Source organism: Methanolobus sediminis, assembly GCF_031312595.1.
GTDB classification, from domain to species: Archaea; Halobacteriota; Methanosarcinia; order Methanosarcinales; family Methanosarcinaceae; genus Methanolobus; species Methanolobus sediminis.
Map to the genome: position 1 here is coordinate 2,617,385 of NZ_CP133592.1, position 23,667 is coordinate 2,641,051.

A 23,667-nucleotide genomic window follows, 5' to 3' on the forward strand; every position below is an offset into this window, starting at 1 on the left:
CTGTTATATTTCCAAGGGATAAACTACATTTATGCAGAGATTTCTTGATCTACTGGAAGAATCTGATAATTGTGTCTTTTTAAGTGGGGCTGGCATTTCCACATTTTCAGGAATTCCTGATTTCAGGGGCAGCAACGGTCTCTATGCAAAATATGATGCCAATAAGATCTTTGATCTGGCATATTTCTACAAAGATCCTGCATATTTCTATACTCATGCCAGGGAATTCATTTATGATCTGGATACCAGGGAGCCAAATCTTATACACAGGACTCTGGCAATGATGGAGAAAAAAGGCTACTTAAAATCTGTTATTACACAGAATATCGACCTGCTTCACCAGAAAGCAGGTTCTTTGAATGTGATAGAGATACACGGCTCACCTGCAACTCATAAATGCCTTTCCTGTGGAGAGAATTATTCCTATAATGATGTTCGTGAGCTTCTGGAAAAAGAGACGGTTCCCCGTTGCACTAAGTGCAGTGGCCTCATTAAACCGGATATAACATTCTTTGGCGAAATGCTGGATGAGACTGCAATCACAAATGCAATAGCAGCAAGTTCAAAAGCAGATCTCTTCGTTGTAATAGGCTCATCACTTGTAGTCCAGCCGGCAGCAAGCCTCCCGCTTTATTCACTGAAAAGAGGTGGAAAGCTCGTTATCATTAATAATATGGCAACACCGCTGGACGAATATGCATACCTGAAATATGATGAGCTAGGTGACTTTTTCAATCACCTGTCATCTTATTTCAATGAATGATAGTATTCCTTCAGGGACTTTTTGTCATTTTCTGACAGTTGATGCCACCGAATACCCTGTATGGCACCTTCCAGAGCATAGAGTTTGTTCATGCACGCAGTTTCATCGATGAGCAAAAGTCTATCAAAGGCTTCTTTGCTTCCAAGTTCCTGAAGTTCAGCCGGGTTTGTTATCCCGGCCTGTTCAAGGAGTTCCTCAAGTTTTTTGCCAATGTTGGGGAGCTGTGAAAGTTCTCCCATTGTGATTTTCCTTTTGTTATCCCTTTTTATTTTTCACATCAGTAATTTCCGGTTGCATCAACCAGAATGAAAAAGGCATCTGTGCCTGCTTCAATGACTATGGTATCATTCTGATTTATGCGAATCTGATCGTTCTTTGCGAGTTTTTCGCCACAGGCTGTGATCTCTCCATCCAGTACATAGATGAAAACATATCTGGAAACATCGGTAAGCAGGTCAATAACTTTTCCGGAATCAAGTTTTGACATATGGACTGTTGTGTTTGCCCTGAGTTTAACTGCACCGGGATATCCCTGACCTGCCACAGGTACAAGCTCATTCTTACGGCTTTCAATGTCAAAATTTTCCATCCTGCATGCAGGCTTCATGTTCTGCATAAGAGGATCGACCCACATGCGTAAAAGGTGTGTCTCCTTACCGGACATGTTCATATCTGTGAAAGTAACCCCGCTTCCGCTTGAAAGTACCTGCACGTCACCTGCTTTGAGTAATTCCTTAGCTCCGGTGCTGTCTTCATGGTTTAACTCTCCTTCAAGGACAATGGTAACGATTTCCTTATCGTTAACTGATTCCGGTTTGTAGAACTTGCCAGCTTTTAAAACCTCATCATTGAATACCTTCAGGTCTCCGAAGTGTGTGTTTTTCATATCCAGATAGTCTGAATATGAGAAGATCCAGTAACCATTTATTGCATCGTTTTCGACGGAATGCCTTTCATCTGCTCTAACTACCTTTATCATATTATTATCACCAGTTTTGGAACTTATAATGTAGAAGTAAGATATGTAGACTTTGGAGAAATGAAATTATGATCTGTAATTTATCGTAGAATCATAATTTTTAAAAAAGCCGCAAAAGAGGGAGTTAAACCCTCTATCACTTTTGTAAATCTGCAGCGTTTGCTGCATAAGTTCTATCAATATCAGAATAAGTGGTTGAGGCTGTTAAGATTACAATGCAAATAAGGCTATATTTAATAAATTTCCCTATTAGATAATTCATTTTCATCATATTACCACCTCCTATATTTGTTTTTGATTTAATTGTATTATAAATACGTTTCACATCTGATTTGATTTCATCACTTATACAGTTAATAACTACCGCAGTTATGTTTGCGACATTGGTAATAATATAATACTAAGATATTTCTTAATATATTTCTAACTTCCTTTATTGCTCTATACCCTTTGATTTTGGCAATATTTAAGATACTACTTTTAAAGAAGAGAAATAACTGAGAATTAATAGGTATTTAAATAACATCCATTTTACTCATGATGTTTTATCAAAAAATAGTCAAAAAGCCGCTTATTCTTCATCAGCGGCACGTTCAAATGTGAGTTCAAGTACACCGTTCCTGTAACTTGCAACCATGGTTTGCGGGTCTACGCCACATGGAAGGTCGACGACCCTTGAATAACCTGTGTCGTTGGTTATGACATTTATCTCAACATGGGAACAATATGGGAAATATTCTACATATTTTTCCTCAACGCCAAGGTCTGCAAGCAGGACAAGCCTGTCATCGGTTTCAAAGATGTCTATGAATGGTTCCTGCTTGAAGATGTAGAAGTCGTCTTCCCGATCATCATCTTCATAATCAAGATCATCCTCATATTCATGCTGTCCATTGAATCCGAATACAGTAGGCTTTTTACCTGGCTGCCCGATGATGGTGAAACCACGTATCACAGTTTTTCCGTCTTCTTCTGTGATGCTGCCGGAGAACATTTTCATAATGTGCTCAATCAGTTCATCGATGCTTGTTATTCTGTCAGGCGCTTCGTCATCACCGGAGTAATGATCTTTGTCATACATTCCTATATCCTCTTTTTCTGAAACGGGGTTCATTACGGACTATTCAAAGGTAACAATTTACTGTTTTTACTGCTTGATGCAACCTTGATTGTTCTATAATATGCGAACAAGTTGTATATATATTCTACGTTCTGAATGAGGCTGCCTGAAAAAAGAGAGTAAGTGAAACTAATTCTCCCTTTTTTCTATATACTTATTATTTGTGTTCATTTACTAATTAAGTTCACGGTCAAAAATAAAAATATGAAGACTGCATCTATTTTTGAATCTTCTTTCTCAGATTAAATCCATAGTATTTCTCCAATCAACTATTTATCTTTGTACCGAGATGTAAGGAACCAGAGATTAAAGAGGAATTATATGGTGTCAAAACAAGTTCCATTCACAAAGGAAGAGATTACAGAGTTAATCGAAAAGTATCCGACACCTTTTCATGTATATGATGAGAAGGCTATCATAGAAAATGCCAGGAAACTCAAGAAGGCATTCAGCGTTGTCAACGGTTTCAAGGAATATTTTGCTGTGAAAGCACTTCCAAATCCATATATCATGAAGTTGCTTAAGAGCGAGGGTTTTGGTTCTGACTGCAGTTCCCTTCCGGAACTCCTGCTTTCCGAAAAGGCAGGAATTGTAGGTGAGGACATCATGTTCAGTTCCAATGACACGCCTGCAGAGGAGTTCATTAAGGCCAGGGAACTTGGAGCTATCATTAATCTGGATGACCTGAGCCATATTGAGTTTCTGGAAGAATCAGCCGGATTACCGGAAATAGTCTGCTGCCGCTACAATCCGGGACCATTGAAGGAAGGAAATACTATCATTGGTAATCCTGAGGAAGCAAAGTACGGATTTACAAGAGAGCAGCTTTTCACCGGATACCGCATGATGAAGGAGAAGGGTGTGAAAAGGTTCGGTCTGCATACAATGGTTGCATCCAATGAGCTTGATCCTGCTTATTTCATTGAGACTGCAAAGATACTCTTTGAGCTTATTGCAGAGCTTTCAAAGGAGCTTGACATCAAGTTCGAGTTTGTGAACCTTGGTGGTGGAATTGGCATCCCTTACAGGCCGGAACAGGAACAGGTTCCATACGATGTTATTGCAAAGGGTGTTGCAGAAGCATACGATGAGACGATCAGGGCAAACGGTCTGCATCCATTGAAGATCTTCCTGGAATGTGGTAGGGTCATCACAGGACCATACGGTTACCTTGTGACAACTGTACGCCACCTGAAGCACATTTACAAGGATTATGTTGGTCTTGATGCATGTATGGCAAACCTCATGCGTCCTGCACTCTACGGAGCTTACCACCACATTACCGTTCTTGGAAAAGAACATGAGAATCATGAGATGCTCTATGATGTTACAGGTTCCCTTTGTGAGAACAATGACAAGTTCGCCATCGACAGGCTGCTGCCTGAAATAGAGAGAGGTGACATCCTTGTTATCCACGATGCAGGAGCACACGGACATGCTATGGGCTTTAACTACAACGGTAAGCTCAGGTCCGCAGAATTCCTTCTAAGACCTGATGGTAGTTTCGTGCAGATAAGGAGAGCTGAAACAATAGATGATTATTTTGCTACCCTTGATTTTGAAAAACTGTCTGATTTTGAATGAATATTGTTTTTAATATTCATTTTTCTACTTAATTTTGAATATTGGTTTATAATTAATTATTTTTGAATTAGCGCGCTACTATCTTATTTTTACACGAATGTTCATGACAATATCACAACATACTTATATATGTCCATTGAGTTTAGGAGGTACAAGTGCAAAAGTGCAACTTCATTATATAATTTAGAACCATTTGGCGAAAAACTGGTGATCTAATGAATAAAGTACCAATTACGTTATTTTTAATCTTGTCTATTTCGCTTTCCTTTTTGGTGGCACCGGCAAGTGCTGTATCGTCCGATAATGAAAAAATTCCTGTCCTTATTCAATTCAAAAACAAACCCGATGCTCAGCTTGTAAAGGCAAACGGTGGCAGCATAAAATACGAATATGATATCGTTCCTGCTATTGCTGCTGAACTTCCTCAGAAGGCCATCGATGCCCTTTCAAAGAACCCGAATGTAGAACTTATCGAGCAGGATGGAATCGCTCAGATCACAGGAGAAACGATTCCGTGGGGAATTGACAGAGTAAATGCACCTGATACCCAGGCTCTTGGTTTTGATGGCAATGGAATTAAAGTTGCTATCATTGATACAGGTGTAGACTACACCCATCCAGACCTTGCAGCAAATTACCTTGGCGGATATGACTACGTTAACGGCGACAACAATCCAATGGATGATAACAGCCACGGAACGCATGTTGCTGGTACTATCCTTGGGATTGACAACGAGATAGGAGTGCTTGGAGTTGCTCCTAATACAGGTTTCTATGCTCTTAAGGCAGCAGATTCAACCGGATACTGCTCATACAGTGACATAATCGCATCCATCAACTGGGCAGTGAACAACAATGCAGATGTAATTACAATGAGTCTTGGTGGTTCATATTCCTCAACACTCAAAGCAGCATGTGATAATGCATATGCAAGTGGTGTTGTAGTAGTTGCAGCAGCAGGTAATACCGGTGGTTCTGTGATATATCCTGCAGGATTTGATTCGGTTATCGCTGTAGCTGCAACAGATTCTAGCAACAACAGAGCTTCATGGTCATCATATGGTCCACAGGTAGAACTGTCAGCTCCTGGTGTATCAATATACTCAACAATGCCCGGTTCCTCATATGGCTATAAGAGTGGTACCAGCATGGCCACACCTCATGTGACCGGTGTAGTAGCACTCCTTCTTAACACAGATGTTTCAGGAACAAACCTTGATCTTGACAAAGACGGAAAATGGGACCCTGCAGAGGTTCGTGCAAGACTCCAGAGCACAGCTACAGATCTTGGTGCAACAGGCAAGGATGACTATTATGGATACGGACTTGTGAATGCATATGCTGCAGTTTCAAACCTTGGCCAGGCACCTGCAACAGAGGAGCCTGCAACAGACCCTGCTACCGAGACACCTGTAACAGACCCTGCTACCGAGACACCTGCTAGTGATGTAGTTTCCATGCATTTCAGTGAACTTGCGGTAGACACAACTTACACTGTAAAGGCAAACAAACATGTATTTGCATACGCAACTGCAACAGCTACAGTAGTTGACGCAGATGGTAATCCTGTATCCGGCGCAACGGTTTCAGGTGACTGGAGCGGTCTTGTATCAGGAAGTGTATCTGCTGTGACTAATTCAAACGGCGAGGCTACATTCCAGTCCTCCCAGTTGAAGAATCCCCTGGGTAATTTCATTTTCACATTGAGTGGTGTCACACTTAATGGTTATGTGTATGATTCCAGTCAGGACTGTGATTTGACTGCAAGTGCTGCTTTTACAGTTTCCTTGAAGTAGTGATATTCCATACAAAAAGTCAGGTTCCCGGATAATATCCGGGACATTTTTCTTATTTTCATGTTTTTCTCTTTTGATGTTCATTGAAGGTTGTATTGATTGTTGCATCATTTTTTCAAAAACCATTATCAGTATAATGTGAACATACTACTTTTCAATTCTTTATATTATGAATATGATTCATGGCCCGGTATGATTAATATCGTTCCATATCATCTTTATCAGAGGGATATGCATGCAAATAAAAACTGGAAAAAGGATAGAACTGATCGATATCACGGATGATGTAAGAAAATATGTAGCTTCCAGTGGAATACAAAATGGCATCTGTCTAATAAGTACAAAGCACACAACAACATCCATCATCGTTAATGAGAATGAATCCGGCCTTGTATCTGACATACTTGATTTGCTGGAGAAACTCGTCCCTGCACATGCCGGTTATGCCCATGACCGAATTGACAACAATGCTGATGCCCATTTAAAGGCAGTATTGCTTGGCAGCAGTGAAACCATTCCGGTCATAGGTGGCAGTTTACAGCTTGGAACCTGGCAGAGTATTTTCCTTGCAGAAATGGATGGTCCAAGGACAAGAGAGGTCACGGTTACTGTGATAAGTAGTCAATAGGCCGCATGAACTTGATTATCCAGTATATTGTTGAATTAAAAAGTAAAAAAAGTAATTGGTTTTTATTTCTAATTATTCTGACTTTTCGTAGTCAGCGTGTGCATAGAAGCATCTTTTTGGAGTACAGACTGCATCTGCGCTCTTGAGTGCTTTGAGAATCTTACTGACCTCTTTGCTTTCAAGACCGGTAGCTTCAGCAATCTCTCCTGGTCTCATTGGCTTTCCTGCGTCTTTAAGTGCGTCGAGTACTTTCTGTTCATCATCTGCCATATTTTATTCTCCTACAATTATTTTACTATTAAGGGAATCGTGAAATAAATAGTTGATGCAATTGATTTCGTTATTTTATCAATATATAATCTATCGTATCTCGAATCGTTGTCAGCTGTTTGCTTAAAATGAGTTCCTGAGCTTTTCAGCAAGTTCAGCAATGTTCTCTGTGGATGGGTGTAGCTCTACAATGGTGTGCATGTTACCTTCCCCATCACCTGCACGCCTTGGGATTATGTGAACGTGCACATGTGGCACAGTCTGCCCGGCAAGCTCTCCGTTGTTGATGCCGATATTCATGCCTTCAAGTTCCAGCGTTTTTCCAACTGTCTTTGCGACCTTATTAACTGAAGCAAACAGGCTGGCAGCTTCATCATCACTCATGTCAGTGAATTTTTCAAAATGCTTTTTCGGAAGCACAATTGTGTGTCCCTCTGCACAGGGATAGATATCCAGAAATGCATAAACAAAATCATCTTCATAGACCTTATGTGAGGGAATCTCACCGGCAACGATCTTACAGAATAGACAATCCATATGTATCACCCTCCTTCTTTGAGGTTCTGGATATTTAATTATTGTTGTTGCACATTGCATAAATACCTAATAATTGCTTGAATTACAGTACATTTTCAAACTCTGCCACAACAGGCATGTGGTCTGATTTGTGGTGTATAGAGTAGATTCATTTTATATTTATTATTATAGTTATGTACATCCAAGACGATATATCGCCAATTTCATGTACATATACCTTTTAAACCCGACACATATTGTACATTATTATGAGAGTGGACACTAAGGGACAGAAGTCAAAAAAACTAATCCCAATTATAGCTATTTTTGTCGTTCTAATCCTGTTTTCCAGTCAGTCCATGGCAGAGGTCGTTGATCAGCTCAAAGTTGAGATCAATGAACATGATATTCTTGGTCCATTCGATAGCACAATTTCTGAAAAGGATACATCCATAAAATCCTCAAATACGTATAATTCAGGAAGCAATTCAGGTCATAGCACAGGGTCACATGCTACATACACCGCTTCATCTTCTGACACAAGTTCATCACAGGTCACTAAAGGAACAGTTAACACAGACCTTTTCACTCTGCTGAAAAAATATACTGAATACTACAATAGTGGTATTGACGAAGTTCCTGGAATTGTCAAAAATATAGCGGGCAATGATCTCATTCTTCTTGAGATAGCCATGAATGATAACAGTGAACTGAGAATCAAAGTTTGTACAGAGGACGGTCTGATTACAGAATTCAGTAAGCTTTCATCAGGTGAAAAAATAGACCCTACAGTAACTCTCACCAGCAATGAAAACACCATTCGTACAATAATTAAGAGTGATGATCCATTGGGATATTTCATAACATCACTAAATCAGGGCTTGATAAATATCGAGTGCAAGGGCTTTATTAAGAAAGCAGCATTATCAACATTAAAAGCATTGGGATGAATAGATTTAATATCTATCCATTTCCCTAAATATTTATACTAACTCTCTTTTCTTCAAATATCGAAGAGCCAATTAGAGTCATTTTTATATGGTACATTACTAACTAAATTATATCTGAATAAAACTTAGAATAATTAACCATGTCTCAAAAACCTCCTTCTTCAACCGATTACCCCAAAAAAGTCCTTGAAATTCCGACAGATACCGAAGGCATCCTAATTGAAAGACCAAATCGTTTTCTGGCCATTGTAGAAATTGATGATAACGGAACCAAAAGTCAGGAGAAGGTACACGTTCATGACCCCGGCAGACTCATTGACATATTATATCCGGGAAACAGGGTGCTGCTTCGAAAAGCCAGCAATCCGAAAAGAAAAACAGGCTGGGATATGATAGCCGGAAGGATCGGGGAGGAATGGATACTTATCAATTCCGCTTTCCACAGGCAGATATCTCAGTGGATACTGGAAAACCGGATTATTGATAAGTTAAGGAATATTGATAATATCATTCCTGAGCAGAGATTTGGTGACAGCAGGCTGGATTATCTTTTAGAAGAAGGTAGGAAGAAGACATGGGTTGAGGTTAAAGGTTGCACACTGGCAGAGGATAATGTCGCGGTCTTTCCGGATGCTCCTACAACCCGTGGAAAACGTCATCTTGAGGAACTCATGCGTGCTGTGGATGAAGGAAATGATGCAGCTATCATCATACTGGTATTCAGATCTGATGCAAAGTGTTTTACTCCTAACCGGAAGATCGACATTGATTTTACAGAAACGATGATAAAAGCGGTAGAAAAAGGTGTTATGGTCTTCCCATTGCAATTCTGTTTTGAGAACAACAACATTTACTATCTGTCACAAATTCCGCTTTGCCTGGAGAAAACAGGACTCATCGCAGGACTGATTGAATGAGCTTTGTGGATATTTTTTTATCAATAGTGAATTCTTCTAAACTCTTATTCTATCTCAAAGCAGTTGATAACTTCATATGGGGCCCACCTTTGTTGATATTGCTCGTAGGTACGGGTGTTTTTTTCACATTCAGCCTTGGTTTCATACAAATAAAACACCTTCCTCTTGCTTTACGATATGTATTTGGTTCGCAGAGACTGGAAAATGGGGTAAAGGGTGATGTATCCAGTTTCGGAGCCCTCACCCTTGCACTGGCTGCAACCATAGGTACTGGAAACATAGTGGGTGTTGCCACAGCTATAAAAGTGGGTGGACCCGGAGCACTATTCTGGATGTGGATGGCAGCCTTTTTCGGAATGGCAACAAAATATGCAGAGTGTACTCTGGCTGTTAAATACAGGATATTCGATGAGAACGGAGAAGCTGCCGGTGGTCCCATGTACTATATCAAGAACGGCCTTGCAGACCGGTCATACAGCGGTATCCTCTCAAAAGCCTTTGCATGCTTTGGAATATTCGTAGGATGTATGGGTATCGGAACCTTCACACAGGTCAACGCCATAGTGGACTCGGTTAAGATCACATTCGGAATTCCTTCCATGCAAACCGCCATTGTGATTTCGACACTGGTATTCCTTGTGACCATAGGAGGGATAAAAAGCATCGTTAGAGTCGCACAATTTATCGTTCCCTTTATGGCGATCTCCTATGTACTCAGTTCAGTTGTTATAATAGCACTTAACATCGGATCTCTGCCCTCTGTGCTCTCTCTTGTAATTCAGTCAGCATTCAGTAGAACGGCAGCAACCGGGGGATTTCTCGGAGCTTCTATAATGATGGCAATGCAATTTGGCGTTGCCAGGGGAGTATTTTCAAATGAAGCAGGCCTTGGCAGTGCACCAATAGCGGCGGCATCAGCAAAGGTGAAAAGCCCTGCAAAACAGGGTTTAATCTCCATGACAGGTACGTTCTTTGATACAATAATCATATGCACAATGACCGGAATTGTCCTGATAATAACAGACTCATGGAAAGGTGAACTTGCCGGTGCATACATGACCAGCCAGGCTTTTTCCAGCGTGCTGAGTATCGGCAGCTATGTGGTTGGTATTGGTTTGATGTTCTTTGCATTCACGACAATTCTGGGCTGGAACTATTATGCTGAAAAATGCACAGAATTCCTTTTTGGAGTAAAGGCGATACTTCCATTCAGAATGATCTATGTAGTGCTGGTTTTCATCGGCGCTTTCCTTACACTGGATGCTATCTGGATACTGGCAGATATCTTCAATGGGCTCATGGCTATTCCAAATCTCATAGCACTGGCTGCACTCAGGAAAATAGTGATCTCAGAAACAAGAGAATATTTCAACTCCCTTGAATCTGAAAAGTAGGCATTGTGCTTATCTGTCTGGTCTGTATGTTGATGTCACTAAGTAGGATTAACCAGCCAGCAGTGGCAGTTAGCCTGGAAAATATCCTTTCTTGTAAAATTAGCCGCAATGCAGCTTCCCCTGCAAACAGAAAGCCACTGGCACCTGCTGCATTCACCTTTCATGTCCGAAGCTTTCAGGCTCCTAAAATAGTTGAGGAATCGTGAATTATCCCATATCCACCGGAAGGATTTGTCTTTCACATTCTCAACATCTGCTCCCTCAAAATAGTTACATGGGAGAACATCGCCCTTTGAAGTGACCGTGCAATATCCTATAGCACCATCACATCCAATTCTTGTATCAGTATTAGTTTCAATTTCCTGTTCCGGAATTGGTCGGAACGTACACTCAAATTCCATAGGTGCAATTTCAGGACCATCAGATTCTCTTTTACTGAGCAGGAATTCTGTCAGTTCCCGCATTCTTGCAGGTTTAACTTCCAGATCATAAGCACCTGTTCCACGTCCGGAAGGAACAAAAGGCAATATTCTGAATGTCTGTACTCCAAGCTCTTTTCCAAGTTCATAGATGTCAGGGATATTATCGATATTCATTGTGGTTACTGCGGCTGCAAGTGTGACAGGAACACCTGCTTTTACCAGCAATTTTATTCCTTCTACTGTCTTTTGCCATGAACCAGATAACTGGCGGAAATCATCATGTATGGCAGGTATACTTGAATCAAGACTCACCTGTGCCCTTGCTCTCATACTTGCAAGTTTTTCAGCAGCAGCTTCGTCTATCAGTGTTCCATTGGTGGCCACCTGTATCATTATATTTTTGGAAGCGGCATATTCAGCTATATCAAAAAAATCCTTTCTTATCATTGGTTCGCCACCACTGAGTATCAACTGGCCGACTTCAAAATCAGCAAACTCATCGATAAGCATGCAACAGTCGTCAAAGCTCAGCTCATCGCTGCACTGCTCACCGGCACTCACAACGCAATGCCTGCATCTGAGGTTACATTTCGATGTAAGATCCCAGAGCACACCAGCAGGAGCAGGGACTTTCCAGTAGTTCATCCTTTCATTACGCCACCACAAAAGTCCTCGATCTGTGAGTCCATCAAGTACCGGTATGCTTTTATCAATCACAGTTTCCCTGTCAGAATGGAAAGATGTACTTAATTGAGTAATAATCTCGTCAAGTGTCCGGTACCCGTCACACATTTTGAGGAGCCAGTATGCAGCTTCATTCAGCTCCTGAACTTCCGAACTGAGCGGGTCTTTTGTGATCCAGGTGCCATTTTCCTTACTTATCCTGAAAGGAAAATAAGGGACAGCAGATCTGTCCGGAAAAACACTTCCACATGTCATCCCGGTATCTACTTTATAATCATCTGCTGTCAATATGCCAGGCTGTTCTTCTATCACTTGATTTCCCCGAGCATCACAAGTGTCTTCTTTCTCCAGTCATGTATCTTGTTTTCTGAAATTCCCAGTGTCTTTGACAGCTCAGTTACCTTCTTTGCGTTCTCTGTTGCCTTCAGGAAGTCTCCCAGTGTTGAAATCGATCTTCCTTTGAACAGGATTGCAGTTTCCGGTCCGATACCTACGATATCTATGATGTCTGTTTTCAGTGTAATAACCGGGTTTTTGACACGTATGTACGGATCATATGGCAACGGGTCCGGTCCGGGAAGACATGAAAGTCCCGGAGATGGCGGACAGGCTATGTAAGGTGACGGTGGACAAACTATCATTGGTGATGGCGGGCATACAAAGTCCGGTGCAGGCGGGCAGATGTAAGGTGCTGGTGGGCATACAAAGCCTGGTGCAGGTGGACATAGTATATGTGGTGATGGTGGACAGATCATCGGTGCTATCCAGCATATGACCGGACATGTCACAGCCGTACCAATTCCCACAGCAGCAAATGCATTGATTATGCTTGCTCTCCAGCGTGAATAATGCGGATTGGTCGAGTAGAGATCATCAAGTGAATCCAGTACCGCATCCCTCATGTCGCTGAAATCTGAACTTGAAACAAGATGTGTTGTCAGTGCCTGATAATAGAGAAGTCCAAGCACATCACGGCCAAGTCCCTCGCATATCCTGATTCCCCTGTGCGTTCCACCGGTAGCTATCAGGTAAGCGGCCTTGTTCATGATTCCACTGTTGATGTGGACTCCGCCATAGTCCAGTGCTCCTGTGTACTTATCGGTCATATGATCCGGCTGGTGGCCTGCAAGGACACTGGTGATCGGATCAGTAGGATCATAGAGTCCTCCATTGGTAGGATCTTCCAGATTACGTGCTCCTGGTGCCGATGCCAGTAACCATGGATCCTCTCCATAGATCCAGTTACCGGCTATCAGACAGGAAAATACATCGGACATGGACTCGTTCAATGCGCCCGATTCCCCACTGTACACCAGGCCTGCGGTGTACTCGGTCACAGCATGTGTCCATTCATGTGCCACCACATCAAGTGAACATAGAGGACCATTGCTGATACCATCACCGTTTCCAATTTTAACATAACTGCCGTTCCATGAAGCATTATTCCAGTTGGTTCCACAGTTGGCATAAATATGCATATCAGCTCCTGCATCATCATAGCTGTCACGTCCGTGTACTGCGAAGAAATAGTCGTAGACCATTCTTGTATACAGGTGACAGTCAACTTCAGGTCCCTGTCCGGATGCAGACCAATTATTATTGCTGTCTTCAGAAACAGGGGCTGGAGGATAGCCGCCATTTGCATCATGGGTAATTACTCTTGCAGAACTTGGTACCCATTGGTCCTCAAGCAGGTATTTGGCTGTGCCGTGATCGTGTAGTGTGTTGATGGTTACAGAACCTGCATATGTTCCGATCCCCGAACCCGTGGTCCTTGTGTGAGTCTGCTCATTATTGTATTTCCAGACTACTTTTCCGGTCAGTGCATCAACAAAATATTCCCATTTGGCAAGTGTTTCTTCCCCGGCAAGATCCTTGTCTATTCCCTCAACTGAAACATGCCATACAAGATGTGGTTCCTTTACAAACTGCGACAGGATCATCAATGTGGGTTCAGCATGCAGTTTTCCTCTGGAATTATTCTTGTCATCTCCAAGAGCTGCTTTCAATGCTTCTTCTCCTGTGACCTTTGCCTTGTCCGGCAGGTCAAGTTCAGGAGTTAGCTTTCCGGTTGTTCCTTTAATATTATCGTTAGCATCGATATGGACTATTATCTCGCTGCCAAAAACAGGCAGTTCCTTGTAGACCTGCTGCATGCGCACATGTCTGGCACCGATACGGTCAGTATCGATCCTTTTAACAAGCATTTCCTTGCTGACAGAATTTAATAAAAAGAGGTCTTTGTTAACTTCCATAAATTCTATGGCAGCTTTTCCCGGATCTTTCTGTTCAGTTTTTGCAAGCAAGCCTTTGAGTCTAAGTGGAATACCGGTACGTTCATCCCATTTGACATCTACGTTCTCATCGACATTTTTCAGCTTATCGAGTATATCCTTTTGTTTTCTGACAGGTTCATACATTACCTATCTCCCCCTGGACAGTTCCCACTATCCTGATAGCACGTTAGTCAGGGCAAATGAAAAAGATTGCAGACCTTTCCTAGAGCACCCCTGCCCGGCCAGATTCAGAACCTTCCCCTATTACTTATTACCCTTAATATAAATTCCAGCTAATAATCTATAAAGTTTGCTCTGGAATTCAGCTTAATATCTTAAAATAAGTTAAAATAAGTTAAAATAACTAATCCATTTTCTCTTTTTTCTTCTTTTCTTCTTCCTCAACGGTAGTATTATCACACCATGCATCAACTTCAAGATCCGCTGCACTTTTCATAGAGTCATTTGAGTCTGGCACTGTGCACCATGTATCGATCTGTTCATCAAGGCTTGGTATCTCTATATCTTTCATTTCTTTCTTTTTCATATCCTTTTTATCCATTTCAACCCTCTCTTTTGGTTTTAATTATGCTATTTCTTCAAAGCATCTGTTTTGTTTTCCTGAAATTCTATCAGTACTGAAGCTTAAAAAATGTTTTTACCGTGAATAAAGCAATGCCAAATTATATTAAGATAAAAAAATGAATATTTCTACAAGATAATTATTAGTTCCGGTGAAAAATAGGGTAGTTATCTCTATGGGAATAGAGTCTGGCTGCTAAAGTTGAATACCGGTTTGGTATAAATCATTTAATGGAGATTGTTATGAAGCGGATCGTTTTAGGATTCCAGCACGTGCTGGCCATGTTCGGTGCCACGGTGACAGTCCCTCTGGTTGTTGGTTCTGCCATTGGGCTTTCGCTTTCGGAAATTGCAGTGATGATGCAGGCTGTTCTTTTTGCAATGGGAATTGCAACCCTGCTGCAGACATTTATCGGTTCTAAATTCCCAATTGTCCAGGGATCAAGTTTTGCTTTCATTCCGGGTCTTATTGCAATAGGTTCTGGCCTTGGCCTTGCAGCTGCTGAGGGAGCTCTTATTGTCGGTGGTATTGTTGAAGGACTCACCGGTGCTTTAGGTCTCATAGGCAGACTCAAAAAGCTTTTCTCACCACTTGTTACGGGAATAACCATAATGCTTGTGGGTTTCTCACTTGCCAATGTGGCTGTCATGTACACGTTTAATTATTATGCCGATGCCGCCGGAACAACTATTCTGCCTTCTTCTATTATTGCTATAGTGACGTTCAGTACGACTATTCTCGTAGCACTCAAGGCAAAAGGAACTTACAAGACAATGCCTGTTATTGCAGGTGTAATTGTAGGATATATTTTGAGTATGGCATTCGGAATTGTTGATTTCAGCCTCGTTAAGAGCATGCCTATTGTAAGCCTGCCAAAACTGTTTCCATGGGGAACTCCGGTGTTTGATGTCAGTGCAATCATAATCCTGCTTTTCGCATTCATGGTAAGTATAATAGAGAGTGTAGGCGATTATCATGCAATATCAACTATTGCTGACCTGCCAATTGATAATAAGAAAATAAACCGCGGTATAGGTTCAGAAGGTCTTTCCTGTTCCATTGCAGGTATTTTCGGTGCTTGTGGTACAACCAGTTATTCTGAGAACATCGGTCTTGTGGCTCTGACAAGGGTTTCAAGTGTGCAGGTCGTTCAGATAGGTGCCGGAATTCTCATCCTGTTCTCACTTATCCCAAAATTCTCAGGTCTGCTGGCATCCATTCCTGCACCGGTTCTCGGCGGACTTACAACGGCGCTGTACGGAATGATAGGTGTTACAGGTCTGAAACTCATTAAGGATAGAGTAGAGCTTAACGACAGGAACACGCTGATCCTTGCAAGTTCACTGGTTCTTGGACTTGGTGCTCCTCAGCTTCCTGCAGAATTCCTTGCAAATTTCCCACAGATTATTGCAAGCATACTCGAATCCGGAATGGCAGTCGGTGCAATTTCAGCAATAATAATGGATCAGTTACTCAAATAGGGCAAAAAACGGATACAACATATATTGGATATTAAGATACTAATCAAGGTGTTAATATGATAGAAGATAATCGATGGGAAGGTGTGTATTCCTTTGAAGATTCTCCTTACCTTATGGAGATATTAACCGAACTTCGTTCTAAAGAAACGGAAAATGTTCGTTTCAGGAAAGATCTTGTGAAACTTGGCAGGTACATGGGTTATGAGTTCACCAAAACAATGGAGTTCAAAAAAGTGAAGATAGAGACTCCTCTTGAGAGCACAGAAGGCATTGCTTCCGGTGACAGGGACCATGTGTACATTATTACTGTGCTCAGGGTGGCAATTCCACTTATGGAAGGTCTCATCAAGACACTGGAGCATTCAAGGGTGGGTATTGTTTCTGCTTCCAGGGGCAAAGCTCCTGATTTTAATATTGAGATGAGCTATATCAAAGTCCCTCACATGAGGGAAGATGATACTGTGATTGTCTGCGACCCGATGATAGCTACTGGTTCTACTCTTCTGAAGACAGTTTCAGAAATAAAGAAGTGCGGAATCCCGAAAAGAATTGTCATCATAGGTGTGCTTGCAGCACCAGAGGGTATAACTGCCCTGAAAGAGGAACTTCCGGATGTTGAGATCTATGTTACGAAGATTGACAGGGAGCTTAACGACAAAGGTTATATCCTTCCTGGTCTGGGTGATGCAGGTGACAGGGCATTCGGTGAGCCGATCAATATCTCAATGCTTCCATTGATGCACAATCTGGAATAAGCTGAAAGGTTGAAAATAAAAATAAGTTTAAAAATAAGTAAGGTCTGTTACAGGTATAACAGATCTCTGTTTTTTATTATTGATCCATATTTTAAGTTAATTACAGCATCGGACTGATTGTCCTTAGTTCTATTATCTGTCCCCACATGTGGAAACTCATCATATCATCACGTGGATAAGCTGTGAATCTGATTTCTGTTCCATCAGTTCTGAATTCTTCTGGCAGGTTTGTGGGGTCATATTTTGTATCGTCAGCACCCACAATTCCAAAAAAGCCACCTTCAAGGTTGTTGTATGTCACAGTTCCGGTATCAGTTATAAGCCCGCTTTCTGGAATTACCTGGATTGTCAGTTCATAGCCGTCTTCGGTTCCTGTAATTTCTTCCCATGGGCGCACGTAAATTGCGGATATGCTTTGTTCACCTGTTTCAATGACTTCAAAAATCCACATGTGAGAACCGCCTGCACCAACAAGAGTTACATTAGCACTTGCCTGGGTATATACATCCTCTTGAACCTCAAGTCCTTCACTGTATGTCATATTCCATGAGTAACCGGTTGTGGGATTCTCTTCAAGTTCAACTATAATTAGATCTCCAATAATGGCATAGACTGTACTCTGGCTGTCGTTCTCTGAAAAACTATGACTAACTGCTGTCATTGTTCCTATGGAAACGCCAGAATTATCGATGGTTCCTGTCTGATCTTCTATGTTTTGTGTTGCATTGCTATTGTCATCAATGCTGGTGTTACTACCGGTATCACTGCCGGCATCTTTGCTGTTTGATACACAGCCTGAAGCCATACATACAAGCAAGACAACTGCTGCAACCATAAGTAATTTGATGTTCATTTTATATTCATCTCCTGTATTCTTAGTTACAGGATTGTTTTCCAGCTATATACAGGTTTATTTAACTGCAAATATGCTTGTAGTCATAGATTACGGCAGGATTTTCGGTTTTAAAGAATTGTAATTCTGTATAAATTATAGGTTTCAAAACTTATGTAGTGCAAATATAAGTTAAAAAAACGATATAATTAAATAATAAGTTATATATACGATATAATTAGGTTATAATTTTTAAAAGTTATATTTTTGTTTACATTAAAGAAGACAAAAAGCAGGAAGTGGGTTCATTTGCAGGATAAAAGAAAACTGTATGCAGTTATCACAGGTGACCTTATAAGTTCTTCTGATATGGATTATAGTGACAGGGAAGCCCTCCTCCTGATAATGCATGATTCATTCTCTTTTGTAAAAAATTGTCTATATCCGGACGGTGGAGAAATCTTGTCCTTTGAGATATCCAGGGGCGACAGTTTCCAGAATATAGTCAGAAATCCAAAAGATGCGTTGATGGTATCAGTCCTCCTCCTTCTGAAATTAGGTACAGGTAAAAATGAGCGAAGACTGGCAGCCAGAATGTCCATAGGTATTGGAAGTGTGGAATATTTCCCGGATTCCGGTAGTGTGGGCGAGGCCGACGGACAGGCATTCAGGTTTTCAGGTAAGACACTTGACACCATGAAGGAGCAGGAAAAGCAACTTCTTGTAACGACAGCAAATCCTGCATTGAATCTGATGCTGGAATCCCAATGTGCTTTTTTTGATAACATGGCTGGCAGGTGGACAGGTGTCCAGAAAGAGATACTTCTTGAGAAGCTCAGTGGCCTGACACAGGATGAAATTGCGCTAAAACTCGGAAAGTCCCAGTCCACAATCTCCCAGAGCCTTAAAGCCGCAGGTTATGATGCCCTGAAGAAATTCCTAGACAACTATGCAAGCTTATTTGAATATCCAGGGATATTCCTTATGGGGAATGAATGATGGATGTCGCAGTTCTAAATGTATCACTGCTTGCAAGACTTCTTTTATCTCATGTGCTTGCAGACTTTGTGTTTCAGAATCAGACAATGGTCAGCAATCGCTTTGAGAATAAGTGGCATTCAAAATGGCTTTACATACACGGCATTCTTGCGGGAATACTTGCATACGTCCTTTCAGAAGCTTATGTTTTTATCTGGCTGTTTCTGGCCTACACTATCTCCCATATTGTCATAGATGGTTTTAAGTCCACACGTAAGGACAATCTTACATGGTTCATTCTCGACCAGCTGGCACATCTGCTTATCATAGTAGTTGTCTGGGCAATGATATCCGGACCCGGAAATATAGTTTCAGGTATTTCATTTGTCCAATTGAACAATACAGGCATCTGGCTTTTACTCCTTTCTTATGTTATCGTGATATGGCCAAGCGGGATACTGATCGGTAAATTTACAGAACCCTGGCATCATGATAAGGACGGGGAAGAAGGCGAAGGTCTTTTTAATGCAGGTCTGTGGATAGGGCGCCTTGAGAGATTCCTGCTCCTGACATTTGTGTTACTTGAACAATATCAGGCAATTGGATTACTTGTAACTGCAAAATCGATCTTCAGGTTCACCACTGACCGTAAGGTAAGTGAATATATTCTCATTGGCACCCTGTTGAGTTTCACGATAGCTGTTTTTGTTGGAATTATCGTAAAATGGATGCTTGATATGGGAGTTTAGATTTTCTGATTTTTCTTCCGATTAGTTATTTTTCTGCAGTACTAAGTAATCTTTATATATAATAAAGTCAGATATGGACTGCCGATTAAGGCAAAGGAAAAGGTGAAAACATGGATATAGCAACTACACTGAGGTATGGTTTGATAAACATGAACCATTTCAGAAGATGTATGATGAGCAGAATGACCTACCAGCTTTCATCATACTGGAAAAAAGATGCCGATATCCCTGCTTTCGACATGAAACCGGTGAGTTTAACGTCTTACTCAGTATAAGTTCAATCATCGCGAAAAACGACTTGCCATCTCTCCAATAGGAACTGCCGGTTTCATTAAAAAATGAAGTCTATATGGGTGCAGAAAGCACCCATCTCCTCCATACTTCCCTATTTTATTTTTTTACTTTCTCAATAAACAACAGTGCACATACTCCTTATTCATCATCGAATTCTATGCTTACTCTCTCTGATTGTTTTGCAAGGGTCTTTGAAAGCATACCAAGCTCCATTTTACAGACATGGAGTACTCCTGCAGGCACTATGCATGTTGTGCAGCAGACATTTTCCGCCTGGTCCATGACGTAGTTCTCTTTAATGTTCAGGGTCTGCTTTTTTGGAATTTCCATATGCGCTATTTTGGCAACCTTGGAACAATCAGTTTCTATATCTGTAATTACAGTTTTTCCGTCAAGCGTTCCGTTTATTTTGTGTTTGAAACCACATATAGCAGAATTAACAGTTACCTGTGATGGCATTTTAATCACTCTCTTGTAAAATCAATATAACAAATAAAACCGGAGTGCTTTTAAAAGTTTGTGTCTAAATGAAAATATCGCCGTTTTTCAGCAGTTCTGTATCAGTATCATTAAAATGTAATGACAGGAAAGTAAAACAGACAAAAAAGAAATGGAAAGAGATTATATATGTTTATTTCTCTTCGTCACCTGAACAACTGCAGCAGACATTTCCCTTCAATATTTCTTTCCAGTCACCAATCACATCATGGGTCCAGCAGTCATCTGCACCTGCAGCTTCTCTCATTGTCAAGGCAAATATGTAAGACAACTCTTTGACCGTAGCACCTGCATCCAATGCACCCTTAAAATGTTTAAGCACGCATGGCTTTGATCTTGCTTTGATTGAAAGTGCGAAGCAGATAAATTGATATGTCTTTTCATCGATTGTTCTGGTATCGGCATACAACTTGTCTATCTCATCAAGTTTTTCGGTAAATTCCGGGAAGAACTCTTCTAGCATCCTCATGGTATAATCTCCAATATTTTTGAAGTTAACACTGTTAATGCGCCATCGATCTTTTAGTCTCAGTGGCGGATACTTCAAATTATGTTGAAATAGATATTTAAGCTTAATTATTGATCACTGGCGAATGGTACAAAAAAGAAAACAGTTTCTCTCCTTTTAAACCTGTATCTTAAAGTATTTCCCAAATATCTTCGGGCTTTTTTCCATCACTGCGATATAGGCTCCAAAGAGAATGAACACGCATCCAATAACCGTGTCTATAAGTAATGGTGTATGAACGATTGTGAAATCAAAAAATATACCGCTCACCGGTTCAAGTAATGCAAGGATGCTTCCCTTCTGTGCTTCGATCTGGGAAATACCGCTAACATAAAGAACTGCCGCCAGGGCTGTGTTGATAATACCAAAGAAGATCAGCATTGGCATGTTGTCTATAATGACATGTTCCGGGGTACCCCCTGATAAAGGAATCAGCAAGATCACTCCAACAAAAGTGTACCAGAAAAGCAGGGCAACACTTGAGTAATCATCCTTGATGTATCTTATAGTAACTATTTCACTGCCAAAGGATAGTCCGGAAAGAATTCCTGCGGCAATTCCTAAAAGGTAACCGCTACCTCCGTTGATTCCCAGGCTCAGTCCGGTTGCAACATTTTCCATGTCAACAATGAAGAGAAGACCGATTAATGACAGTATTAATGCAACTACACCTTTCCTTGTTATTTTTTCTTTTAAAACCAGCGGTGAAAGTATGGTTACATACATGGGTGCGGTATAAAGCATTAGTATTGCAACTGAAAAGCTGGTATATTTGATGCATGTGAAGTAAGAAAATATCGTGCATGTATTGATAAATCCCAGAAGCAGAAGGTACTTTTTTTTCCTGCGGGGTACGATCTGGGATAGCTTTCCTGTTAAGACAATGAAGATAAGCAGTGATAGCAAACCAAATAGCTGCTTGTAAAATATCATGGGTCCTGTGGGGACTGCTTTCAGGTAATCCACGAAAACTCCCAGAAGTCCGAATAGAACTGAGCCTGTTATTAGTTCAAAATACGCTTTTTTAGAACTCTGGCTCATAGACTGGAAATAGTCAGATAGGCTATAAAGCATTTGGTGGGCATCATTTTGATGCCGGAGCAAAGATATTAATAATTCTGGACACAAGGTATTAAAGGGGTTAAAAAATGCCTACATTTATACATATAGATATACCAACGGATAATGTAGAGAGAGCTAAAAAGTTTTATTCTGATATTTTTGAATGGACATTTGAAAAACCATCACCTGAAATGGATTACTATTTATTTAGTACCAAAGACCTTGATGGGAAGGAAGGTATTCGTGGAGGAATGGGGCTTCGTGGTGAGCCGGATCAGAAGATAGCTGCATATATCGGGGTCGATTCTATCGAGAAATATGCATCTCAGATCCAAAAAACCGGTGGTAAGGTTCTGAACAAAATGCCGGTTCCGGGTTGGGGTACTCTTGCTATCTGTCTTGACACTGAAGGAAATCTCTTCGGACTATGGGAGGATGCAACTGAAGAGAATAAGTAGATCGTTGAGAAAAGGCGATTCTACATACAACATCCTTAATAAAAGGGATGATTTTTCAGGCACCTATAAATTAATTTCCCTTCGTGTACACTTAAAAGTGCAGGTGTGCACAGGCAACCTTACTATAATAATATGTTAATTTACCAAATAATGACAGAGGATAGTGATTTTTATTTTTGAAAAATAAAGGTTGATATTTTAGTTCTCATTTTTTAGACGTAAGCTTTACATAGCAGACTTGCACTTAAAGTAGCCATTAGAATAATGTATATACATTATCTGTCATTACAGTGGTCCATAGGCTGTAAATGACATGTATTGCTCAAAAACGAAAAAGCATAAAGGAGGTTCAATGCTAGATATAGACCCTACGGGTATCCTTGTCAGGTATAATGCTAAATTAGAAAATGAATTAACTCCTGATGAGATAGCAAGAGAACTATTCCCCAGAGATATTCTATTAAGGAACATAGTTGAAGCGGTTTTTGAAGGTGATGAGGATGAGGTTATAGTTACCCTCAAAGATGCCGTAAAAAAAGGCAAAGACCCAATATCCCTCATAGATGATGCACTTATGGTGGGGATGGGCATAGTATCCCAGCTATATGATGATGGGCACCTGTTTCTTCCGGATGTGATGATAGCATCCCATGCAATGACTGATGGTATTGAATACTGTAAGCAGATATCTGGCAAGACTCATGAATGTAAGGGTACTGTTGTTTCCTATGTCGTGGAAGGTGACATACATGATATCGGTAAGAAGATACTGACAGTACTTTTGAAATCCAATGGGTATGAGGTAATAGACCTTGGAAGTGATGTGCCTACTGATGAAGTTATCAGAGCTGTGCTAAATTACAGGCCTATAATGGTCACAGGAACTTCCCTGATGACAACTACCATGTATTCTTTCATGGAACTTAATAACAGGCTTCTCGAAAATGACATAAAAATCCCTCTTGTATGTGGTGGGGGCGCTGTAACCCAGGACTTTGTGATGAACTATGAACTTGGCATATATTGTGAAGATGCTGCATTGGTACCTAAAATTGCAGATTCTATTCTCAAGAACAAAAGTATAGACGAGCTAAGGGAACAGTTTCATGTACATTGAAACTATTAAGGCATAATTATGCAATGAAAGAGGTGGCTCACATCCAAAGACAG

General features: G+C 40.9%; 26 protein-coding genes. 14 read left to right on the forward strand and 12 right to left on the reverse strand.

Translation table 11 applies throughout. The annotated features are described in order from the left end of the window. The first annotated feature begins 31 nt into the window (after positions 1-31). On the forward strand, positions 32-763 hold the full coding sequence (locus RE474_RS12950) for an NAD-dependent protein deacylase (RefSeq protein WP_309310777.1): 732 nt from the start codon (positions 32-34) through the stop codon (positions 761-763). Here RE474_RS12950 and RE474_RS12955 read toward each other — a convergent pair. The 3 genes from RE474_RS12955 to RE474_RS12965 all read right to left on the reverse strand — a co-directional run bounded on the left by RE474_RS12955 (position 748) and on the right by RE474_RS12965 (position 2,856). Next, complete coding sequence (locus RE474_RS12955) at positions 748-1,002, reverse strand: TfoX/Sxy family protein (RefSeq protein ID WP_309310778.1); 255 nt, start codon at positions 1,000-1,002, stop codon at positions 748-750. The two genes, RE474_RS12950 and RE474_RS12955, sit on opposite strands and share 16 nt — an antisense overlap. Positions 1,003-1,040: 38 nt before the next feature. After that, the gene (locus RE474_RS12960) at positions 1,041-1,742 is read right to left on the reverse strand and encodes a pirin family protein (protein WP_309310779.1); all 702 of its coding nucleotides are present in this window, start codon (positions 1,740-1,742) and stop codon (positions 1,041-1,043) included. A 571-nt stretch (positions 1,743-2,313) separates the two neighbouring features. Further along, a complete protein-coding gene (locus RE474_RS12965) occupies positions 2,314-2,856 on the reverse strand; it encodes an Hsp20/alpha crystallin family protein (RefSeq protein WP_309310780.1) in 543 nt (180 codons plus the stop codon). 327 nt (positions 2,857-3,183) lie between these two features. Between RE474_RS12965 and RE474_RS12970 the strand changes: the two genes are divergently transcribed. From RE474_RS12970 to RE474_RS12980, 3 genes are all read left to right on the forward strand, one after another. Continuing rightward, complete coding sequence (locus RE474_RS12970) at positions 3,184-4,446, forward strand: diaminopimelate decarboxylase family protein (protein ID WP_309310781.1); 1,263 nt, start codon at positions 3,184-3,186, stop codon at positions 4,444-4,446. Positions 4,447-4,718: 272 nt separating this feature from the next. Next, positions 4,719-6,242, forward strand: a complete 1,524-nt coding sequence (locus RE474_RS12975; protein ID WP_309310782.1) for a S8 family serine peptidase — start codon at positions 4,719-4,721, stop codon at positions 6,240-6,242. 235 nt (positions 6,243-6,477) lie between these two features. Beyond that, the gene (locus RE474_RS12980; protein ID WP_309310783.1) at positions 6,478-6,870 is read left to right on the forward strand and encodes a secondary thiamine-phosphate synthase enzyme YjbQ; all 393 of its coding nucleotides are present in this window, start codon (positions 6,478-6,480) and stop codon (positions 6,868-6,870) included. A 72-nt stretch (positions 6,871-6,942) separates the two neighbouring features. Here the strand turns inward: RE474_RS12980 and RE474_RS12985 are convergent, their stop codons facing one another. After that, positions 6,943-7,140 carry a helix-turn-helix domain-containing protein gene (locus RE474_RS12985; protein ID WP_309310784.1) on the reverse strand — a complete coding sequence of 66 codons (198 nt, stop codon included), beginning with the start codon at positions 7,138-7,140 and terminating at the stop codon, positions 6,943-6,945. A gap of 123 nt (positions 7,141-7,263) precedes the next feature. Further along, a complete protein-coding gene (locus RE474_RS12990; RefSeq protein ID WP_309310785.1) occupies positions 7,264-7,677 on the reverse strand; it encodes an HIT family protein in 414 nt (137 codons plus the stop codon). Positions 7,678-7,925: 248 nt separating this feature from the next. Between RE474_RS12990 and RE474_RS12995 the strand changes: the two genes are divergently transcribed. The 3 genes from RE474_RS12995 (at position 7,926) to RE474_RS13005 (ending at position 10,917) form a co-directional block, all read left to right on the forward strand. Further along, the gene (locus RE474_RS12995) at positions 7,926-8,606 is read left to right on the forward strand and encodes a hypothetical protein (RefSeq protein ID WP_309310786.1); all 681 of its coding nucleotides are present in this window, start codon (positions 7,926-7,928) and stop codon (positions 8,604-8,606) included. Positions 8,607-8,746: 140 nt separating this feature from the next. Next, entirely contained in the window at positions 8,747-9,523 is a 777-nt protein-coding gene (sfsA, locus tag RE474_RS13000; RefSeq protein WP_309310787.1) for a DNA/RNA nuclease SfsA, read from the forward strand. Continuing rightward, the gene (locus RE474_RS13005) at positions 9,520-10,917 is read left to right on the forward strand and encodes an alanine/glycine:cation symporter family protein (RefSeq protein ID WP_369076079.1); all 1,398 of its coding nucleotides are present in this window, start codon (positions 9,520-9,522) and stop codon (positions 10,915-10,917) included. The genes sfsA and RE474_RS13005 overlap by 4 nt, the downstream gene beginning before the upstream one ends. Positions 10,918-10,955: 38 nt before the next feature. Here the strand turns inward: RE474_RS13005 and RE474_RS13010 are convergent, their stop codons facing one another. The 3 genes from RE474_RS13010 to RE474_RS13020 all read right to left on the reverse strand — a co-directional run bounded on the left by RE474_RS13010 (position 10,956) and on the right by RE474_RS13020 (position 14,861). Further along, positions 10,956-12,335, reverse strand: coding sequence for a PqqD family peptide modification chaperone (locus tag RE474_RS13010; protein ID WP_309310789.1), 1,380 nt, complete (start codon positions 12,333-12,335; stop codon positions 10,956-10,958). Further along, on the reverse strand, positions 12,332-14,443 hold the full coding sequence (locus tag RE474_RS13015) for a M4 family metallopeptidase (protein ID WP_309310790.1): 2,112 nt from the start codon (positions 14,441-14,443) through the stop codon (positions 12,332-12,334). The genes RE474_RS13010 and RE474_RS13015 overlap by 4 nt, the downstream gene beginning before the upstream one ends. A gap of 220 nt (positions 14,444-14,663) precedes the next feature. Beyond that, complete coding sequence (locus RE474_RS13020) at positions 14,664-14,861, reverse strand: hypothetical protein (RefSeq protein WP_309310791.1); 198 nt, start codon at positions 14,859-14,861, stop codon at positions 14,664-14,666. 263 nt (positions 14,862-15,124) lie between these two features. Here RE474_RS13020 and RE474_RS13025 point away from each other — a divergent pair, with 263 nt between their 5' ends. Together RE474_RS13025 and upp are read left to right on the forward strand one after the other, a co-directional pair. Then, positions 15,125-16,363, forward strand: coding sequence for a uracil-xanthine permease family protein (locus RE474_RS13025; RefSeq protein ID WP_309310792.1), 1,239 nt, complete (start codon positions 15,125-15,127; stop codon positions 16,361-16,363). A 56-nt stretch (positions 16,364-16,419) separates the two neighbouring features. After that, positions 16,420-17,118 carry a uracil phosphoribosyltransferase gene (upp, locus tag RE474_RS13030; protein ID WP_309310793.1) on the forward strand — a complete coding sequence of 233 codons (699 nt, stop codon included), beginning with the start codon at positions 16,420-16,422 and terminating at the stop codon, positions 17,116-17,118. Between the two features lie 100 nt (positions 17,119-17,218). Here upp and RE474_RS13035 read toward each other — a convergent pair whose 3' ends face one another. Further along, positions 17,219-17,971, reverse strand: a complete 753-nt coding sequence (locus RE474_RS13035) for a protease inhibitor I42 family protein (protein WP_309310794.1) — start codon at positions 17,969-17,971, stop codon at positions 17,219-17,221. A gap of 288 nt (positions 17,972-18,259) precedes the next feature. Between RE474_RS13035 and RE474_RS13040 the strand changes: the two genes are divergently transcribed. The 3 genes from RE474_RS13040 (at position 18,260) to RE474_RS13050 (ending at position 19,952) form a co-directional block, all read left to right on the forward strand. Further along, complete coding sequence (locus tag RE474_RS13040) at positions 18,260-18,949, forward strand: ECF-type sigma factor (RefSeq protein ID WP_309310795.1); 690 nt, start codon at positions 18,260-18,262, stop codon at positions 18,947-18,949. Further along, on the forward strand, positions 18,946-19,677 hold the full coding sequence (locus RE474_RS13045) for a DUF3307 domain-containing protein (RefSeq protein WP_309310796.1): 732 nt from the start codon (positions 18,946-18,948) through the stop codon (positions 19,675-19,677). Before RE474_RS13040 ends, RE474_RS13045 begins: the two co-directional genes overlap by 4 nt. 110 nt (positions 19,678-19,787) lie before the next feature. After that, positions 19,788-19,952, forward strand: a complete 165-nt coding sequence (locus tag RE474_RS13050; protein WP_309310797.1) for a hypothetical protein — start codon at positions 19,788-19,790, stop codon at positions 19,950-19,952. Between the two features lie 157 nt (positions 19,953-20,109). On the opposite strand, the gene RE474_RS13055 is transcribed toward RE474_RS13050, so the two are convergent. The 3 genes from RE474_RS13055 to RE474_RS13065 form a co-directional block, all read right to left on the reverse strand. After that, a complete protein-coding gene (locus RE474_RS13055; RefSeq protein ID WP_309310798.1) occupies positions 20,110-20,430 on the reverse strand; it encodes a DUF6951 family protein in 321 nt (106 codons plus the stop codon). Positions 20,431-20,602: 172 nt separating this feature from the next. Then, entirely contained in the window at positions 20,603-20,938 is a 336-nt protein-coding gene (locus RE474_RS13060) for a carboxymuconolactone decarboxylase family protein (RefSeq protein ID WP_309310799.1), read from the reverse strand. A gap of 156 nt (positions 20,939-21,094) precedes the next feature. Beyond that, the gene (locus tag RE474_RS13065; RefSeq protein ID WP_309310800.1) at positions 21,095-22,018 is read right to left on the reverse strand and encodes a DMT family transporter; all 924 of its coding nucleotides are present in this window, start codon (positions 22,016-22,018) and stop codon (positions 21,095-21,097) included. Between the two features lie 107 nt (positions 22,019-22,125). On the opposite strand from RE474_RS13065, the gene RE474_RS13070 reads away from it, so the two are divergent. Both RE474_RS13070 and mtaC read left to right on the forward strand, forming a co-directional pair. Further along, entirely contained in the window at positions 22,126-22,497 is a 372-nt protein-coding gene (locus RE474_RS13070) for a VOC family protein (RefSeq protein WP_309310801.1), read from the forward strand. Positions 22,498-22,849: 352 nt separating this feature from the next. Continuing rightward, a complete protein-coding gene (gene mtaC, locus RE474_RS13075; RefSeq protein WP_309310802.1) occupies positions 22,850-23,614 on the forward strand; it encodes a methanol--corrinoid protein MtaC in 765 nt (254 codons plus the stop codon). The last annotated feature ends 53 nt before the right edge of the window (positions 23,615-23,667 follow it).

Bases quoted from the DNA above. Each gene is read 5' to 3' on its own strand.
- RE474_RS12955 (WP_309310778.1), bottom strand. From the start codon at position 1,002: ATGGGAGAACTTTCACAGCTCCCCAACATTGGCAAAAAACTTGAGGAA.
- RE474_RS12990 (WP_309310785.1), bottom strand. From the start codon at position 7,677: ATGGATTGTCTATTCTGTAAGATCGTTGCCGGTGAGATTCCCTCACAT.
- RE474_RS13045 (WP_309310796.1), top strand. From the start codon at position 18,946: ATGATGGATGTCGCAGTTCTAAATGTATCACTGCTTGCAAGACTTCTT.
- RE474_RS13060 (WP_309310799.1), bottom strand. From the start codon at position 20,938: ATGAGGATGCTAGAAGAGTTCTTCCCGGAATTTACCGAAAAACTTGAT.
- RE474_RS13070 (WP_309310801.1), top strand. From the start codon at position 22,126: ATGCCTACATTTATACATATAGATATACCAACGGATAATGTAGAGAGA.
- RE474_RS13015 (WP_309310790.1), bottom strand. From the start codon at position 14,443: ATGTATGAACCTGTCAGAAAACAAAAGGATATACTCGATAAGCTGAAA.
- RE474_RS12970 (WP_309310781.1), top strand. From the start codon at position 3,184: ATGGTGTCAAAACAAGTTCCATTCACAAAGGAAGAGATTACAGAGTTA.
- RE474_RS13055 (WP_309310798.1), bottom strand. From the start codon at position 20,430: ATGCCATCACAGGTAACTGTTAATTCTGCTATATGTGGTTTCAAACAC.
- RE474_RS12965 (WP_309310780.1), bottom strand. From the start codon at position 2,856: ATGAACCCCGTTTCAGAAAAAGAGGATATAGGAATGTATGACAAAGAT.
- RE474_RS12985 (WP_309310784.1), bottom strand. From the start codon at position 7,140: ATGGCAGATGATGAACAGAAAGTACTCGACGCACTTAAAGACGCAGGA.
- RE474_RS13065 (WP_309310800.1), bottom strand. From the start codon at position 22,018: ATGAGCCAGAGTTCTAAAAAAGCGTATTTTGAACTAATAACAGGCTCA.
- RE474_RS13025 (WP_309310792.1), top strand. From the start codon at position 15,125: ATGAAGCGGATCGTTTTAGGATTCCAGCACGTGCTGGCCATGTTCGGT.
- mtaC (WP_309310802.1), top strand. From the start codon at position 22,850: ATGCTAGATATAGACCCTACGGGTATCCTTGTCAGGTATAATGCTAAA.
- RE474_RS13020 (WP_309310791.1), bottom strand. From the start codon at position 14,861: ATGGATAAAAAGGATATGAAAAAGAAAGAAATGAAAGATATAGAGATA.
- RE474_RS13005 (WP_369076079.1), top strand. From the start codon at position 9,520: ATGAGCTTTGTGGATATTTTTTTATCAATAGTGAATTCTTCTAAACTC.
- RE474_RS12950 (WP_309310777.1), top strand. From the start codon at position 32: ATGCAGAGATTTCTTGATCTACTGGAAGAATCTGATAATTGTGTCTTT.
- RE474_RS13035 (WP_309310794.1), bottom strand. From the start codon at position 17,971: ATGAACATCAAATTACTTATGGTTGCAGCAGTTGTCTTGCTTGTATGT.
- RE474_RS12960 (WP_309310779.1), bottom strand. From the start codon at position 1,742: ATGATAAAGGTAGTTAGAGCAGATGAAAGGCATTCCGTCGAAAACGAT.
- RE474_RS12980 (WP_309310783.1), top strand. From the start codon at position 6,478: ATGCAAATAAAAACTGGAAAAAGGATAGAACTGATCGATATCACGGAT.
- RE474_RS12995 (WP_309310786.1), top strand. From the start codon at position 7,926: ATGAGAGTGGACACTAAGGGACAGAAGTCAAAAAAACTAATCCCAATT.
- RE474_RS13050 (WP_309310797.1), top strand. From the start codon at position 19,788: ATGGATATAGCAACTACACTGAGGTATGGTTTGATAAACATGAACCAT.
- upp (WP_309310793.1), top strand. From the start codon at position 16,420: ATGATAGAAGATAATCGATGGGAAGGTGTGTATTCCTTTGAAGATTCT.
- sfsA (WP_309310787.1), top strand. From the start codon at position 8,747: ATGTCTCAAAAACCTCCTTCTTCAACCGATTACCCCAAAAAAGTCCTT.